The 14963-nt window shown below is 32.0% G+C and carries 19 protein-coding genes; 11 read left to right on the top strand and 8 right to left on the bottom strand.

Features of this window, described 5'->3' with window-relative positions:
- Nucleotides 1–4: 4 nt before the first annotated feature.
- A complete protein-coding gene (locus PF022_RS01670) occupies nt 5–466 on the bottom strand; it encodes an acyl-CoA thioesterase (RefSeq protein ID WP_271020843.1) in 462 nt (153 codons plus the stop codon).
- Nucleotides 467–622: 156 nt separating this feature from the next.
- Here PF022_RS01670 and PF022_RS01665 point away from each other — a divergent pair, with 156 nt between their 5' ends.
- Nucleotides 623–1699, top strand: coding sequence for a UDP-N-acetylglucosamine--N-acetylmuramyl-(pentapeptide) pyrophosphoryl-undecaprenol N-acetylglucosamine transferase (locus PF022_RS01665; RefSeq protein WP_271022597.1), 1077 nt, complete (start codon nt 623–625; stop codon nt 1697–1699).
- Here PF022_RS01665 and PF022_RS01660 read toward each other — a convergent pair.
- From PF022_RS01660 to glmU, 7 genes are read right to left on the bottom strand one after another with little or no spacing between them, the layout of a single operon-like run.
- Nucleotides 1696–2190: a chemotaxis protein CheW gene (locus PF022_RS01660; protein WP_271020845.1), complete on the bottom strand. Its 495-nt coding sequence runs from the start codon at nt 2188–2190 to the stop codon at nt 1696–1698. The two genes, PF022_RS01665 and PF022_RS01660, sit on opposite strands and share 4 nt — an antisense overlap.
- Nucleotides 2190–4586 carry a hybrid sensor histidine kinase/response regulator gene (locus tag PF022_RS01655; RefSeq protein ID WP_271020846.1) on the bottom strand — a complete coding sequence of 799 codons (2397 nt, stop codon included), beginning with the start codon at nt 4584–4586 and terminating at the stop codon, nt 2190–2192. Before PF022_RS01655 ends, PF022_RS01660 begins: the two co-directional genes overlap by 1 nt.
- A gap of 21 nt (nt 4587–4607) precedes the next feature.
- The gene (locus PF022_RS01650; protein ID WP_271020996.1) at nt 4608–5525 is read right to left on the bottom strand and encodes a chemotaxis protein; all 918 of its coding nucleotides are present in this window, start codon (nt 5523–5525) and stop codon (nt 4608–4610) included.
- 44 nt (nt 5526–5569) lie between these two features.
- Nucleotides 5570–6313, bottom strand: coding sequence for a UDP-2,3-diacylglucosamine diphosphatase (locus PF022_RS01645; protein WP_271020847.1), 744 nt, complete (start codon nt 6311–6313; stop codon nt 5570–5572).
- Complete coding sequence (argC, locus tag PF022_RS01640; RefSeq protein WP_271022596.1) at nt 6303–7310, bottom strand: N-acetyl-gamma-glutamyl-phosphate reductase; 1008 nt, start codon at nt 7308–7310, stop codon at nt 6303–6305. Before argC ends, PF022_RS01645 begins: the two co-directional genes overlap by 11 nt.
- Nucleotide 7311: 1 nt before the next feature.
- Entirely contained in the window at nt 7312–7509 is a 198-nt protein-coding gene (gene thiS / locus PF022_RS01635; RefSeq protein ID WP_271020849.1) for a sulfur carrier protein ThiS, read from the bottom strand.
- 3 nt (nt 7510–7512) lie between these two features.
- Nucleotides 7513–8829, bottom strand: coding sequence for a bifunctional UDP-N-acetylglucosamine diphosphorylase/glucosamine-1-phosphate N-acetyltransferase GlmU (glmU, locus tag PF022_RS01630; RefSeq protein ID WP_271022594.1), 1317 nt, complete (start codon nt 8827–8829; stop codon nt 7513–7515).
- Nucleotides 8830–8917: 88 nt separating this feature from the next.
- Here glmU and PF022_RS01625 point away from each other — a divergent pair, with 88 nt between their 5' ends.
- The 10 genes from PF022_RS01625 (at nt 8918) to PF022_RS01580 (ending at nt 14962) form a co-directional block, all read left to right on the top strand.
- Nucleotides 8918–9682, top strand: a complete 765-nt coding sequence (locus PF022_RS01625) for a motility protein A (protein ID WP_271020851.1) — start codon at nt 8918–8920, stop codon at nt 9680–9682.
- A gap of 3 nt (nt 9683–9685) precedes the next feature.
- Complete coding sequence (locus tag PF022_RS01620; protein ID WP_271020852.1) at nt 9686–10498, top strand: flagellar motor protein MotB; 813 nt, start codon at nt 9686–9688, stop codon at nt 10496–10498.
- Between the two features lie 14 nt (nt 10499–10512).
- Nucleotides 10513–11277: a flagellar type III secretion system pore protein FliP gene (fliP, locus tag PF022_RS01615; RefSeq protein ID WP_271020853.1), complete on the top strand. Its 765-nt coding sequence runs from the start codon at nt 10513–10515 to the stop codon at nt 11275–11277.
- Nucleotides 11274–12401, top strand: a complete 1128-nt coding sequence (trmA, locus tag PF022_RS01610) for a tRNA (uridine(54)-C5)-methyltransferase TrmA (protein WP_271022592.1) — start codon at nt 11274–11276, stop codon at nt 12399–12401. The genes fliP and trmA overlap by 4 nt, the downstream gene beginning before the upstream one ends.
- Before the next feature lie 102 nt (nt 12402–12503).
- Entirely contained in the window at nt 12504–12734 is a 231-nt protein-coding gene (csrA, locus tag PF022_RS01605) for a carbon storage regulator CsrA (RefSeq protein ID WP_271020855.1), read from the top strand.
- A 3-nt stretch (nt 12735–12737) separates the two neighbouring features.
- On the top strand, nt 12738–13484 hold the full coding sequence (locus PF022_RS01600) for a 4-(cytidine 5'-diphospho)-2-C-methyl-D-erythritol kinase (protein ID WP_271020856.1): 747 nt from the start codon (nt 12738–12740) through the stop codon (nt 13482–13484).
- Nucleotides 13481–13939 (top strand): SsrA-binding protein SmpB, encoded by a 459-nt coding sequence (gene smpB / locus PF022_RS01595; RefSeq protein WP_271020857.1) that lies wholly within the window; start codon nt 13481–13483, stop codon nt 13937–13939. The genes PF022_RS01600 and smpB overlap by 4 nt, the downstream gene beginning before the upstream one ends.
- Nucleotide 13940: 1 nt before the next feature.
- The gene (gene exbB, locus PF022_RS01590) at nt 13941–14393 is read left to right on the top strand and encodes a TonB-system energizer ExbB (protein ID WP_271020858.1); all 453 of its coding nucleotides are present in this window, start codon (nt 13941–13943) and stop codon (nt 14391–14393) included.
- Complete coding sequence (locus tag PF022_RS01585) at nt 14394–14786, top strand: biopolymer transporter ExbD (RefSeq protein WP_271020859.1); 393 nt, start codon at nt 14394–14396, stop codon at nt 14784–14786.
- Nucleotides 14783–14962, top strand: coding sequence for a hypothetical protein (locus tag PF022_RS01580; protein WP_271020860.1), 180 nt, complete (start codon nt 14783–14785; stop codon nt 14960–14962). Before PF022_RS01585 ends, PF022_RS01580 begins: the two co-directional genes overlap by 4 nt.
- Nucleotide 14963: the final 1 nt, after the last annotated feature.

Genomic DNA, 14963 nt, shown 5'->3' with positions numbered 1-14963 from the left:
ACACTTATTGTTTTTCTTTTGCTCTTGCTTCTTTTCTCTTTATTGCTGCTTGATATCTTTTTATTTCTGATTTTGTTTTTGGCTCTATGCTTGGGACTTTTGTTGGTTTACCATTTTCATCAACGCACACCATAGTAAAATACGCACTATTTGTATGTGTCACGACTCTTTTGTGTATATCTTCTGCAATTACTTTTATTCCGACTTCTAACGAGCTATTTCCAGTGTAATTTACAGAGGCTAAAAATGTAACTAGATTCCCAACCTCTATTGGATATTTAAATGTTACTCTATCCACTGATAGTGTTACTACATATTTACCACAATATCTTGAAGCACAAGAGTATGCTACTTGATCTAGAATCTTTAATAAATCTCCACCATGAACTCTGCCTCTAAAGTTGGCAACTTCAGGTGTCATTAGCATAGACATTGTAAGGGATTTTATATCAAACACATCTTCCATATTTTCTCCTTTTAGCTATTAGAATTATATATTATCACTTTTTAGTCAAAAATTTTTAAAAAGTTTATAATTTTTTTACTTTTATCTAAAAAATGAGTATTTTATACATTGCAATATTTTATTATAATTTCATAAATTTACTTATTAGGGATTCTTGTGAGAGTAGTTATTGCAGGTGGTGGAACTGGTGGGCACTTAAGTGTTGCAAGATCTTTTTTAGAAGAATTGCATAAAGGTGGTTATGAGTGCATATTTATAGGCTCTTGTAATGGGCAGGATAAAATGTATTTTGAAAATGATGATAGATTTTTTAAAAAATATTTCCTGGAGACTAGCGGTGTAGTAAATAAAAGTGGAATAAATAAATTAAAGTCCATATTTATGCATTTAAGAGCTTTAAAGGAAAGTATTAGTGTGCTAAAAGAAAATAAAATAGATTGTGTAATATCAGTTGGCGGGTATTCTGCAGCACCTGCTTCTTTTGGTGCTATTTTTTTAAAGATACCTTTAATCATACATGAACAAAATGCAAAAATAGGTAGATTAAATAGAATCTTAAAGCCATATGCTAAGGTGTTTTTCTCTTCATATTTAGATTCTTCTCCTTATAAATACTATCCAATAGGAGAAGCATTTTTTAATACTGCACGAATTAGAAGAGAGGTTAAGACATTGTTATTTATGGGGGGGTCTCAAGGTGCAAAGGCTATTAATGATTTTTCTCTAAGTGTATCTAGTGAATTAAAAGAACGAAAAATTAGAATCTTTCATCAATGTGGTAAAAATGATTTTAGCAGAGTGCTTGAAGAATATAAAAGTATGGGATTTAAAGTTAAAAGTTTAGATGATGATTTAAATTGTGAATTTGATGTTTGTGTTTTTGATTTTAGTAAAAATATGCCAAATATTTATAATCTATGTGATTTTGCAGTGTGTAGAGCAGGGGCTAGTTCTTTATGGGAGTTATGTGCTAATTGTTTGCCAGCATTGTTTATCCCATATCCACATGCAGCATCCAATCATCAATACTACAATGCAAAATTTATAGATGACTTGAATCTTGGATTCTTGTGTGAGGAGAAAGATTTATTTTGTGATGTTTTGTGGAATGTGTTAAATAACTTGGATAACATTTCTAGCATTAGTAATGAGCTACAAAAGCTATGTAGGATAGATGCTTTAAGAGAAATGATAGAAATAATAAAAAGGGAAGTGCTTAAAGAGAACTATTAAAATGTTCTCTTTAGTAATTCTTCAGGTGATAGAATTGTAATTAATCTATTATCTTTTTTGCCAACACCATATATTAGGTTTTCATTTTGACTTACCGTATCTGGTGCAGGATCTATGTCTGATTGCTTGATTCTAACTGCTTCTGTTAGTTTGTCAATTATAAAACCAGCTCTTTCTTCCTCTTGATTCTTGATTACTATGTATCTTGTATCTTCAGTTGGTCTTTCATATTGTAAGCCAAATCTTAATCTAAGATTAATTAAAGGAACAACAATACCCCTCATATTAAACACACCCAATACATAATCAGGCACTCCCGGAACTCTAGTATATTCTAGTGGCTTTATTATTTCTTGTATGCTTAAGATTGGCACTGAAAATTCCTCTGAGCCAACCACAAATGCTACCAGCTGTATTATATTTTCTGTTTCAGCTTGTGGTTTTTTTTGTTCTTGTTGTTTTTGTAATACATCTTGTAGTTGATTGCTCATTATTCAGTTACCTCCATTGTTAAGTTGATATTTCTCTTCACAACATTTGTTAGATATTCAGCAGAGTATGGTTTTGTTATATATTCTGTCATACCAGATTCTACACCTCTCATTCTATCTGTTTTACTTGTTCTACTTGTTACAGCAATCAGTGGTAAGTTCTTGAACTTAGCATATTTTCTAATCTCACCTGCTAGTGTATATCCATCCATTTTAGGCATTTCTATATCAATCAAAATAGCATCAAATACATTGTCACCGGTTTTGATTATTTCTAATGCTTCAAGACCATTTGTAGCTTCGGTTATTGTTATACCCAATGGTTTTAATGATTTTTTCATTATAGCCCTATCTGTCATTGAATCATCAACTATTAGAACTTTGTAGTCACTTGGAGAATTTTTTTCTTTTTTTCTTTCACTTTCTTGCATTAATTTATTTATGCTTACTTTTACTTGTTTAGCCATTTGCATCATTGCCGCTATATCTACAATTAGTGTAACTCTACCATCTCCTCTAATTGTAGCACCAGCGATTCCTTCTATGCCTTTTAAGTAAGAGCCAAGTGATTTAATAACAACTTCTTCTTGCCCTATTAAGAAATCAACAATTACGCCTATTTTGTTTTCAGCTAAGCCAATAACTACAACATACGCTTGTTCTGAATTATCAAACACAGCATCAACACCAAAAATATCAGCTAATCTAACAAGAGGTAACACTTCGTTTCTAAGTCTTAATACACTTTTGCCCTCAACCAAATATACTTCATCTTGTGATATTCTTACTGTTTCTATTACAGATGCTAGAGGTATAGCATAATATTCTTCTTGGACACCTACCAATAGAGATTGAGTGATAGCAAGAGTTAGAGGAATTTTTAATTTTAATGTTGTTCCTTCCCCATAAACACTATCTACATCAATAATACCATTTAACTTTTCTATATTTGTTTTTACAACATCCATACCAACGCCACGACCACTTACATTTGTGATTGTTTTTGCTGTTGAGAAACCTGCTTTAAAGATAAGAGAATAAGCGTCTTTATCTGTCATTGTATCAGCTTCTTTTTCGCTAATTAATCCTTTTTCAATACCTTTAGCCTTAAGAATCTCAGGATTCATACCCTTACCATCATCTTTTATTTCTACAACTATATGGTTACCCTCGTTGTATGCTTTAAGATCAACGGTTCCTTGTTCAGGTTTCCCAGTGGCTAATCTTTCTTCTTTTGATTCAATACCATGATCGCAAGCATTTCTAATTAAGTGAACTAGTGGATCTCCAATTTCTTCAACTATCGACTTGTCAAGTTCTGTTTCCTCACCACTTATTATTAGTTCTATATTTTTACCAAGTTCTCTTGATAAATCTCTAACCATTCTAGGAAATTTATTAAATACTCTACCAACGGGAAGCATTCTCGTCTTCATAACAGCTAATTGTATATCAGTAGTAACCATAGAAACTGATGCAACAACTTGATTTAGTTCTTCTAGGAATTTTTCTCCCTCATATCTTTCTTCAACATCGTTATATATTTTTATAAGTCTATTTTTACCTAAAACAAGCTCACCAATTAGATTCATTAAACTATCAAGCCTTTTGACATCGACCCTAATTGTTTGTTCAACAGCAGTTGCAGGAGCTTTATTTTCAGCTTGCTTAGCTGCTGGTTTGGCTTCAGTCTTAGGTGTTGTTGCTTTTGGTGCAACAGGAGCTGGAGTTTGTTTTGCAGCAGGAGCTGTAGCAGGTTTATCTTCTGTTACTTCGCTAGGTGCTTGAATCGCATCTAATTCACCTTTTGCTCTTTTTGCTTCCCTTTTTTTCTTGTCTTCTTCTTGTCTTTTGTTTAGAAGTCTTTCGATTTCTTTTTCTACATCTTCTGCAGACATATTTGCATAATCAAGCTCTGGCTCTTCCTCTATTGGGGTTTCTGCAGTTTCTTGTTGCACTTCTTCTGTTGGTGCTTCATCGGAGCTTCCTGCAGGAGTTTCACCTTTTGATACTGCATCTAATCTCTCGATTACATTAGCTATATCATTATCCATACCAGTATTTGCGTCTGTGCCAGAATCTCTAATAGCATTTAGCAATTTTTTCATAAAGTCTATTGATTCTAAGATTACATCCATAATATCTGGAGTAATTATTAATTCACCATGTCTAGCCTTATTTAGAACATCTTCCATGTGATGTGTCAAATGTGTTAAGACAGAGAAATTTAAAAATGATCCAGAGCCTTTAATAGTGTGTGCAACTCTAAAGATTCTGTTTAGTAGATCTAAATCTTCAGGTCTAGTTTCAAGCTCAACCAAATCTTGGTCAAGTTGTTCTATCATTTCGAAAGCTTCAATTAAAAAGTCTTCTAATATTTCTTGCATTTCATCCATGTTTACTTCCTTATTCTAAGTTTAGTTTGCTATTTGTTGTTCATATTGAGTAACTATTCTAGATACTTCATCGTAGAATTTATTGCCATCAAATTTAACCAAATAAGATTCTGCACCAGCTTGCTTACCTCTAGTTTCGCTAAATTTATCGCTTATAGATGAGCTAAAAATTATAGGAATTTTTGCAAATCTCTGATCCTCTTTTGCCTTTGCTGCAAAATGGAATCCGTCCATTTGTGGCATTTCTATATCTGATATTATCACTTTTAATTGTTTGCTTAAATTATCGCCATAATTTTCATATAGTTTTTCTAGCTTTTGCAAACCGGCTTCTCCGTCATTTGCCTCTGCAACATCGAATCCCATTTTCTCTAAGAATTCTTTTACTATCTTTCTAGCAACAGAACTATCGTCTAAGACTAATGCTAATCCGCTAAAGGTACTTTGTATTTTTTCATCACTTATTTCAGGTTGATAGAACCCTAAGTCTTGAACTATGCTTTCCAAATCTAAGATTAGTAGGACTTGATCACCTTCAATTCTAGTTACTCCAGTTATTTTACTTTTATCTACTCCACCAGCTTCTGATGATGCACTAAAGTTTGCTGGTTCTATATTCTTCCAGTTGATTCTTCTAATTCTCTTAGCCTCATGCACTATAAAGCCTATTGCTATATTGTTGAATTCAGCTATTATAACTCTTGGCTTTATTTTTTTGTTTTCGGGTATTGTTACATTCATCCATTTGGCAAGATTAATGACTGGTATTACAACCCCTCTTAAGTCGAAAATGCCTTCTATATAATCTGGCACACCCGGAAGCTCTGTTAATTCTGGTAATCTTATGATTTCATTGACTTTTGCAACATTGATACCATAGATACCTTCATATTGTTTGCCTCTCTCTATTTTATGAATCCTAAAATCAACAAGTTCCATTTCGTTTGAGCCGATTTTAGTGTTGTCTTGTCTATCGAAGTCTGTCACCTAAACTCTCCTTCTTGTTTAAAGGATAAACAATAATTTTCCGTTAATTCTACAAAAAAAAAGTTTTTTTTACAATAAAATAAAGGTAGACCGATGTAATTTATTTTATCTATATTTTCTATAATGCCTAAGTGAAAATGTCCTTCTATTATGTATGAATATACTTGCGTGTCTAGCGAGTTTTTGTATTTTTGGATTCTATTTGTTGCAAATTTAATAGAATCCACCTTTTTAGTTTCTATTATTTTTGATTTCAAGTGCGATTTTAATTTTGGATATATAAAAGATTTAAATAATTTTAGAAATTGTATAAATAGTGGTTTTCGTATTATTTTTGTATATAAATTATATTTCCAATCTAAAAATATATCTCCATGTGCTAAATATGCCTTTTTGTCTCCCAACTTGAATGCTACTGGCTGCGTTTGTAGTGAAAAATAAGAGATATTTTTAAAGTATTTAATATCTTTTAATAAAAAATCGTGATTGCCCTCAAAATAATATACTTCATGTCTATTAGATAGTTCTTCTAAAAGCTCTAGTGTTTTTTTATTATCTTTTATGCATTCTTCTATATCATATATTAGCAGGTCAAATATATCTCCCATGAAGAATATCTGTCGCTTGTTTAGATTCATTAGTTTTTTTAAAAATGCATTTAATATATCCCTATAATCATCACTACTATGTGCGTCTGATATAAAAATAGCATTTGGTTTTATTTCTAAGTTATGGTGCATATGCTATCTTTGGTAGTGCTAAGTCTTCTTTTAGGTTGAACATCAAGTTTGCATTTGCTATTGCTTGAGAACTAGCACCTCTTAGTAGATTGTCTATGCATGAGTTTATAAATATATTAGAGCCTTCCTTTGTGGCGTAAATATCGCAAAAATGCGTTCCTGCGACATTCTTTACTTGCACACAATTTTCTCTAATTCGAATAAATTTTTCATTTTTATATGAATCTTTTAGCAACATAATTGGGTCTATGTCTTCTTTGAGTCTAGCATATATTGATATTAGCATTCCTCTTGTAATTGGAATCAAATGTGGCACAAACATTATGCTTACATTTTTATTTGTGATTTTAAAGATTTGCTCTTCAATCTCTGGTGAATGTCTATGTGATATTGGCGAATATGCAAAAATGTTTTCATTTATATTTACAAAGTGTGAATTATAGGCTAATTTCTTCCCAGCACCACTAACACTGCTTTTAGCATCTATAAATATGCTATGACTTAGGTCTAAAAATGGCAAAAATGGCAATAATGCAAGCAATGTAGCAGTAGGGTAGCAACCAGGGTTTGCTACTAGGTTTGTTGTTTTTATTTTTTCTCTATTGTATTCTATTAACCCATATACTGCATTATCTATGTTGTTTTTGTCGCTATGTGTTTGATAGTATTTTTCATACTTATTATGTGAAAGTCTATAATCAGCTGATAAATCAACAATTTTTACTCCACTATTATATAGTTTGCTCACATATTCTATCCCCTGTGTATGAGGTAGTGCTAGAAATACAAGTTCGGATTCTTGAGATATTTTATTTATGTCTCCTATTTCTATATTTTTTTTATACACACAATTAAGACAAGTATGAATCTTATCTAGCTCACATTCTTCAGTTCCATATATAGAGGATATTTTAAAGACCTCGTGATTTAAAAGCATTTTTACTAATTCTAGTCCAGTATAACCACCAACGCCAACTATTGAAGTTTTAATTTTCATATCAGCCTCCGCCAAAGAATGATAAACATTCTATTACATCATTATTTTTTATACTTGTGGTTGCCCATTTTTCTTGCTTTATTATTTCCATATTGATTGCAACTGCAATGCTTTTTGTATCTATACTATATTCTTGTAGCAGTTCTAAGAGCATTTTAGAATCTGTGCTTATATGTTGCCCATTAAGTTTTATATTCATTTATTATTCTCCTTTATTGAAGAATTTATAAAAAAAGCCACTTTTTCTTATTTCTTCACCTTTTGTTAGGTATAGTTCTCCACTCTTTACATTGCTTCTTATAGTGCTTCCAGCACCTATTATGGAGTTATCCTCGATTGTTAGCGGTGCTACGGCTTGGACATCACTTCCTATAAATACATTTTTTCCTATTATTGTTTTGTGCTTACTTTTGCCATCATAGTTGCAAGTGATAAATCCAGCACCTACATTGCTTCCTTCTTGTATTTGGCTATCTCCTATATAGCTTAGGTGTCCTGCTTTTATTCCATTTAGTTCTGACTTTTTTACTTCTACAAAATTGCCTATATGAGTATTAGCTATATTGCACTTTGGTCTTATATGTGCTAGAGGTCCTATATCGCTATCTTCTATTATGCTATCTTCTATTATGCTATTTTGTTTAATGTGAGAATTTATAATTTTGCTATTGCCATAGATTCCAACTCCACTCTCTATTATGCATTCTCCACTAAATATCACTGAATCTTCTATATATATAGTATCTGGTAAGTGCATTATTACGCCTTCTTTTAGCCATTTATTTTTGATTCTACTGCACATTATAGTTTCAGCTTGGCTTAAGTCTATTTTGTCATTTACTCCTTTATAGTTTTGCATCTCAACAAACATCGGTTTTATAGCTACATTATCCTTTTTTGCTAGCGTTATTACATCTGTTAAGTAATATTCCTTTTGGTTATTGTTATTATCTAGCATTGGAATATATTTATCTAATATTTCTTTGTTAAAGCAATATACTCCAGCATTTAGTGTGCTAAGGGATAGTATTTCTTTATTGGCGTCTTTTTCTTCTATGATTTCTTGCACTTCATTATTTTTAATCACAACTCTTCCATATCCATTGGTATTTGGCTTATTGATTACACTCATTGTAATTTTTGAATCTTGTTTTAGGAATTCTTCTAATTCACTTGCTTGTATCAAGGGCATATCACCATTTAAAACCAAAATTTTGTTGTGTTTTGGTGTGTATGATTTTAGAGCACCTCCAGTGCCGGGGTAATTTTCTAAATCTTGTATGAAAAAGTTTAAGTCAGATTCGTATTTATTAAAGTGTTGTAACATTGAATCTTTTATTTTTTCAGATTCAAAGCCTAATATAACACTTACATCATCGCTTATTTTTAGGGCTTCTCTTATTGAGTAATATAGCATTTCTTTACCGCATATTTTATGTAGCACTTTTGGCGTGTTTGACTTCATTCTAGTGCCTTTACCAGCAGCCAAAATTACAATTGAAATATTATTTTTATTCATTATAGATTCCTAAATTTAAGTTTAATGAGATTTTAACACAATAAATTGTAGAATGTAGCAATTTTTTCTTTAATTAAGGACACTATAAATGGATTTAGGTTCAGTTGCAGGTATTTCATTATCTTTGATATTGCTTGGCACCGCGATGATGTTAGGTGTTGGTATTGCTCCTTATCTTGATGTTCCTTCGATTCTTATTACGGTTGGAGGTTCTTTTACTAGTTTGCTAATAGGTTATAAAATGGAAAACATGAAAAAAATGTTTACTTATTTTATGATTGCTTTTAAACCACAAACTTTCGATGTTCCAGCATTAATTAAAAAATTGGTTGATTATTCTACTCAAGCAAGGAGAGATGGAATCTTATCTTTAGAACAACAATCAAACCAAGAAGAAAATGCATTTTTAAAGCGTGGATTAAATATGGCAATAGATGGTGCAGAGCCAGATGGGATTCGAGATTTACTGGAGACGGATATGGATAGGACGCTTGAGAGACATAAGGCAAATGCTAGTATTTTTGATACTTGGGGTGCTTATGCTGGTGCTTATGGTATGCTTGGGACGCTAATTGGACTTGTTGCCATGCTTTTGGATATGTCAGATCCAGCTTCTATTGGTCCTGCGATGGCAGTTGCACTTTTGACAACATTTTATGGTTCATTTATTGGTAATATTTTTGGAGCACCTATTGCAAACATTTTAACCGTTCGTGCTAATGATGAAGCTATGGTAAAGCTTTTGATAATAGAGGGTATTATGTCGATTCAAGCGGGAGACAACCCAAGAGCATTAGAAGCAAAGCTTCTAACATTTTTACCGCCAAATGAGCGTATAAGTCAGTTTGAGTAAAATATGGCTAAAAGATGTCCTCCTTGTGATTGTCCTAATGTTCTGCCTTTGTGGTTAGGAACTTATGGGGATATGGTTACCCTTATTCTTACATTTTTTATTTTGCTTTTATCAATGGTTACATTTGATGCAAAAAAGCTAACAGAAGCAGAGGGTAGTCTAAAGGGGTCTTTAAGTCTGCTAACAGGTGGGATTAAAATAGAGCCGGATAATACTAGGATTCAACAACAAGCGGATATAACAAATGAGCCAGAGAGTGCAGAAGTTGTTAAAAAAATAGAAAGCGAAATACTTGATTTTAAAGAAAATGTAAAAGTATCGCTTGGTCCTTCGGATATAGTAGATGATGGTAGCAATGGTTTTATTTTGAGATTCAATGGTAAGTTACTTTTTGATGAGGGTGAGACAGAGCTTACAAATGCTGATGATGTGTTGTTTTTAAAAAGAGTTGCTTTGATTTTGCAAAAAATGCCACCAAATTTACATACAGATATAATAGGATATACGGATAATAGAAACATTGCTCCAACTGCAAAATATAGTGATAGTTTGGGGCTTAGTGCATTGAGGGCATTAGGCGTTACTAGGATTTTGTTAAGCAATGGCGTATCTCCTAAGAAAGTTACCTCTTTTGGGGCTGGTGCTACGAATTTTGTCTTGCCAAATACAAGCAGTGAAAACAAAGCTCAAAATAGGAGAGTTGAGTTTAGATTCTATCCTGTTGATAGGCATTTGCATAAAACAATGAATGTTTTGCAAAAAGCCATTGAAACAAAAGGGTTGCAAAATAATACAATCCCAAGTGGGAATCTTTAAAGTTAGAGGTGTGTATGGGTTTTAGGATTTTTTTGTGCTTGTTTTTTAGTGTATTTATTTCTTATGCAGCACCAACACAAGCCCCTATACTACCTCAAAGCCCAACTATACCAACTGTTGATTTAACTCTTAGTGCTCCAAGTGAGCCAGGTGATTTGGTAACAACGCTAAATATAGTCATTATCTTAACGCTTCTAGCACTTGCCCCATCTTTAGTGCTTATGGCAACTAGTTTTGCTAGAATCTTAATTATCTTTTCATTTTTAAGAACAGCTATGGGGACGCAACAATCTCCGCCAACCCAACTTCTAGTATCTTTTGCATTGATTTTAACAATGTTTATTATGGAGCCTGTAGCAAGAGAGGGCTATGAAAAGGGGATTAAGCCATATATAGCAAAAGAGATTCCATATGATGAAGCCTTCATCTTAGCGGCACAACCTTTTAAAGACTTTATGATAAGAAATACTCGGCCGAAGGATTTGGCGTTGTTTTATAGGATACGAGGACTAGAAAATCCACAAAGTGTAAATGATGTACCTTTGACAATAGTGCTTCCGGCATTTATTATTAGCGAGATGAAGACTGCTTTTCAAATAGGATTCTTGCTTTATCTCCCATTTTTAGTTATTGATATGGTTATTAGCTCTATTTTGATGGCTATGGGTATGATGATGTTGCCACCAACTATGATTTCGTTGCCATTTAAATTGCTTATATTTATTTTAGTAGATGGATTTAATCTCCTTACTATGAACTTGGTGGCTAGCTTTAAATGACATGTGAATATGTTGGGAAGTGTGGTGGTTGCACTTGTGAGACTTTGGATTATAAATTAAATTATGCAAGTAAGATTTTAAATATCAAGTCTTTTGAGATTTTTACTTCCAAGCTTAGCGGATTTAGAAGCAGATGTGAGCTTAGTGTTTTTCATAAAAATGGAGTTATATCTCTTGCTATGAGAGCTGGAACTGGAGAGAGCAAGAGAGAAAGAAAGAGATTTGTAGAAATTAATACATGTATAAATTTAGTAAAACCACTGAGAGAAAGCTTGGAGTGCTTCATATCTCAAATAAACTTAGAAGCTTTTTGCGATTTTAGAGATGGATTATTCAGTATAGAGGCACTATATACTAATAGCGATTCTTTGCTATTAACTTTGATATATCATAAAAACATAGATGAAAAGTGGCTAATAGAAGCTAAAAAATTAAAAGATTTCTTGTGCGAGGTGCTTAATTACGAGATAAATATAATAGGGCGAAGTAGGGGTGTTAAGCTTATTTTAGATTCCGATATTGTATTGGAGAGATTAAAGATTTTTGGTAGAGAGTATGTGTATTATTACAAAGATACAGGATTTACACAACCAAACACAGAAATAAATAAACAAATGATAGAGTGGGTTTTGAAAAATGTAGAATCTAGAGGAGATTTGTTGGAGCTTTATTGTGGAAGTGGTAACTTCACTCTTCCATTAAGTAGTAAATTTAAAAATATTTTTGCTACTGAAATATCAAAAAGCTCAATTAAATCTGCTATAAATGCTGCATTGCACAATAAAATAAACAATATAAATTTTGTTAGGCTTAGTGGTGATGAATGCATTGAGGCATTAAATAAAGTTAGAGAGTTTAATAGGCTAAAGCATGTAAATTTAGATTCATATAATTTTAGTAGCGTATTTGTTGATCCGCCAAGGGCTGGATTGGGAGAGAAAATGTCTAGGTTTATTTCACGCTTTAGAGAGATAATTTATATTTCATGTAATGTTGAATCTCTAAGAGATGATTTAAAGATACTAAAAGAAACACATGAAATATTTAGATGTGCTTTTTTTGATCAGTTCCCACATACTAGACATCTAGAATGTGGAGTGATACTCAAGAGAAAAACTAGTTAAATATTTGATTCTAAAATCAAATTAATAATTATTTTATCGGTATTTAAAAAAATATAGTAAAATTTTAATTATGTTTTAGAATATTTAGTTAGGGATAGTTTAATGCTTATTTTGTCAAGAAAAGAAAATGAAAGTGTAACAATTGGAGAAAATATTTCAATTAAAATAATATCAATAGATAAAGGCAGTGTTAAGCTTGGGTTTGAAGCGCCACCGAATCTTTTAATCTTGCGTGAAGAGCTTAAAATGGCTGTTTTAGAAGAGAATAAAAAATCTCTAAATATAAAAGATGATGATATAAATAAATTAGTAGCTGCAAAAAAGAAACTATAAAGAATGATAAAGTCCTTTGCTAAGATTAATGTTTTTTTGAAAATCAATGGGCAAAAATCAATAAATAGTCACAAGTATCATACTATCACCTCTAGGTTTATGAAAGTCTATTCTTTATATGATGAAATAGAGATAGTAAGCAATGATGGATTCTTGCTTTGTGGTGATTTTGGTTGTGATATGTGTGATAATAGTGTTTATAAGGCATATAAAACATTACTCCGGCATTTGGATTCTGCACAGCAAAAGTTGGTAACAAACTTAAAAATAAGCATAAATAAAAATATACCAAAAGGCGGTGGGCTAGGTGGTGGTAGCTCTAATGCGGCTGAATTTTTATTGTATGTAAATAGAGAGTTTGATTTGGGTTTATCACAAGAACAATTATGCGACATAGGGAGAAGTGCTGGACTTGACACTTTGTTCTTTTTAAGTGGTTTAGATGTTGCAGATGTAAGCGGTGTTGGAGATGTTATTAATAAAAGTAATGAATCTTTATTTAGTGTTGATATAGTGGATAGTGGAGTATTTTGCGATACTTCAAAGATATATAAAGAATATGCCAAGAATTTTTATAGAGAAAAAGATTTTGTATTTTTTAGCAATGAAGAGGTGTTTTTAAATGATGCTTATATGAATAATGACTTATTAGCTCCTCTTTTAAGGTTATATCCTAGTTTGCAAGAATATGTAGATAGAGGATATTTTTTAAGTGGTAGCGGAGGTTGCTTTTGGAGGAAAGTGGTATGAAGATAATAGCCCTAAATAAAAAAGCAACTTATGACTTTAGTATTTTAGAGAAATATGAAGCAGGAATCGTGCTCTTAGGTAGCGAAGTAAAATCAATTAGGGCAAATAGGGTGAATCTAAGAGATAGCTTTATTAAAATAATTAAAGGCGAGGCATTTTTGTTTGAGGCTCATATATCAACTCTTGGCACTACAAATATGCACTATAAACCAGATGAGAAACGCCCAAGAAAGTTACTCTTGCATAAAAAGGAAATAGATAAATTATATGGCAAGTCTCAAGTTGGTGGATTTTCAATAGTAGCTTTGAAGTTGTATTTTAACACTAGAAATAAAGCAAAGCTAGAAATAGCACTAGCTAAAGGCAAGAATCTGCATGATAAAAGAGAATCTCTAAAAGAAAAGATTCAAAATAGAGAAATAGCACAGAGCTTAAAAGAATTTAGCAGGAGATAAGGTGGAATTTACATTAAAAGAATCGGTCGAATATGGTGTGATTGGGGTTTTGGTACTTATGAGTATAGTTTCATTTTGGGCTACATTTGAGAGACTTTTGTTTTACAAATATATAAAGCTTGTTTTATATGAAAACAAAACAGAACTAGAGCTTGATCTATCGAGAAATTTAACCCTAATCGCTACTATAGGTTCTAACGCACCATATATTGGGTTGCTTGGCACGGTATTTGGGATTATTTTAACCTTTGTTCAAATAGGACAATCAGGCAATATAGATACAAGTAGTATTATGACTGGTCTTGCCTTAGCGCTACAAGCTACTGCAGGTGGATTATTGGTTGCTATTCCTGCGATTATTTTTTATAATTTATTGCTTAGAAAGTGTGAAGTTTTAATCGCACAATGGGAAATTATGCAAGAGAAAAAACAAAACGGAAATAAAGAACTATAAATGGCGTTTAAAAAAACCAAAATGGATTCCATAAATATTGTTCCTTTTATTGATATTATGCTTGTATTGCTTGTTATTGTGCTTATGACAGCTACATTTATAAGTTCAGGTAATATTCCAGTAAATCTCCCAAAGGCAGAGGGTGCAAGTAGTGAAAATAATAATTTAAAAGAAGTTGAGATAACTATTAACTCAAATGGTGAATATTATTTAGATAATCAAGCGGTATCTTTAGAAGTATTACGATTAAAATTAAGTGATATGCCACAAGATACGCCTATTTTACTAAGAGGAGATTCTAAGAGTTATTTTGAGAAATTTACTGCATTAATTGGGGTTTTAAATTCTATAAATAGAGTTAATGTTGAAATACAAGTGGAGCAGAGAAAATGATTTGGAAAGATGGATATGATATAGGAACTATTATTTCGGCTATTGTTACGCTATTGGTAATTTTATTATCTATTAGATTTGTGCTCTATCTAGCAAATAGGAAGCGACCAAAGATTCAAAAGCCAGATTGGCTTGATGATGATAGATTTACTATGGATAGAAAAAAGAGGAGATAGT

It is taken from the genome of Helicobacter sp. WB40, from assembly GCF_027859275.1.
Taxonomy (GTDB): Bacteria; Campylobacterota; Campylobacteria; order Campylobacterales; family Helicobacteraceae; genus Helicobacter_D; species Helicobacter_D ibis.
This window is presented reverse-complemented; position numbering and strand designations above follow the sequence as displayed.

Bases quoted from the DNA above. Each gene is read 5' to 3' on its own strand.
- PF022_RS01670 (WP_271020843.1), bottom strand. From the start codon at position 466: ATGGAAGATGTGTTTGATATAAAATCCCTTACAATGTCTATGCTAATG.
- PF022_RS01660 (WP_271020845.1), bottom strand. From the start codon at position 2,190: ATGAGCAATCAACTACAAGATGTATTACAAAAACAACAAGAACAAAAA.
- PF022_RS01655 (WP_271020846.1), bottom strand. From the start codon at position 4,586: ATGGATGAAATGCAAGAAATATTAGAAGACTTTTTAATTGAAGCTTTC.
- PF022_RS01650 (WP_271020996.1), bottom strand. From the start codon at position 5,525: ATGGAACTTGTTGATTTTAGGATTCATAAAATAGAGAGAGGCAAACAA.
- PF022_RS01645 (WP_271020847.1), bottom strand. From the start codon at position 6,313: ATGCACCATAACTTAGAAATAAAACCAAATGCTATTTTTATATCAGAC.
- argC (WP_271022596.1), bottom strand. From the start codon at position 7,310: ATGAAAATTAAAACTTCAATAGTTGGCGTTGGTGGTTATACTGGACTA.
- thiS (WP_271020849.1), bottom strand. From the start codon at position 7,509: ATGAATATAAAACTTAATGGGCAACATATAAGCACAGATTCTAAAATG.
- glmU (WP_271022594.1), bottom strand. From the start codon at position 8,829: ATGAATAAAAATAATATTTCAATTGTAATTTTGGCTGCTGGTAAAGGC.
- PF022_RS01625 (WP_271020851.1), top strand. From the start codon at position 8,918: ATGGATTTAGGTTCAGTTGCAGGTATTTCATTATCTTTGATATTGCTT.
- PF022_RS01620 (WP_271020852.1), top strand. From the start codon at position 9,686: ATGGCTAAAAGATGTCCTCCTTGTGATTGTCCTAATGTTCTGCCTTTG.
- fliP (WP_271020853.1), top strand. From the start codon at position 10,513: ATGGGTTTTAGGATTTTTTTGTGCTTGTTTTTTAGTGTATTTATTTCT.
- trmA (WP_271022592.1), top strand. From the start codon at position 11,274: ATGACATGTGAATATGTTGGGAAGTGTGGTGGTTGCACTTGTGAGACT.
- csrA (WP_271020855.1), top strand. From the start codon at position 12,504: ATGCTTATTTTGTCAAGAAAAGAAAATGAAAGTGTAACAATTGGAGAA.
- PF022_RS01600 (WP_271020856.1), top strand. From the start codon at position 12,738: ATGATAAAGTCCTTTGCTAAGATTAATGTTTTTTTGAAAATCAATGGG.
- smpB (WP_271020857.1), top strand. From the start codon at position 13,481: ATGAAGATAATAGCCCTAAATAAAAAAGCAACTTATGACTTTAGTATT.
- PF022_RS01585 (WP_271020859.1), top strand. From the start codon at position 14,394: ATGGCGTTTAAAAAAACCAAAATGGATTCCATAAATATTGTTCCTTTT.
- PF022_RS01580 (WP_271020860.1), top strand. From the start codon at position 14,783: ATGATTTGGAAAGATGGATATGATATAGGAACTATTATTTCGGCTATT.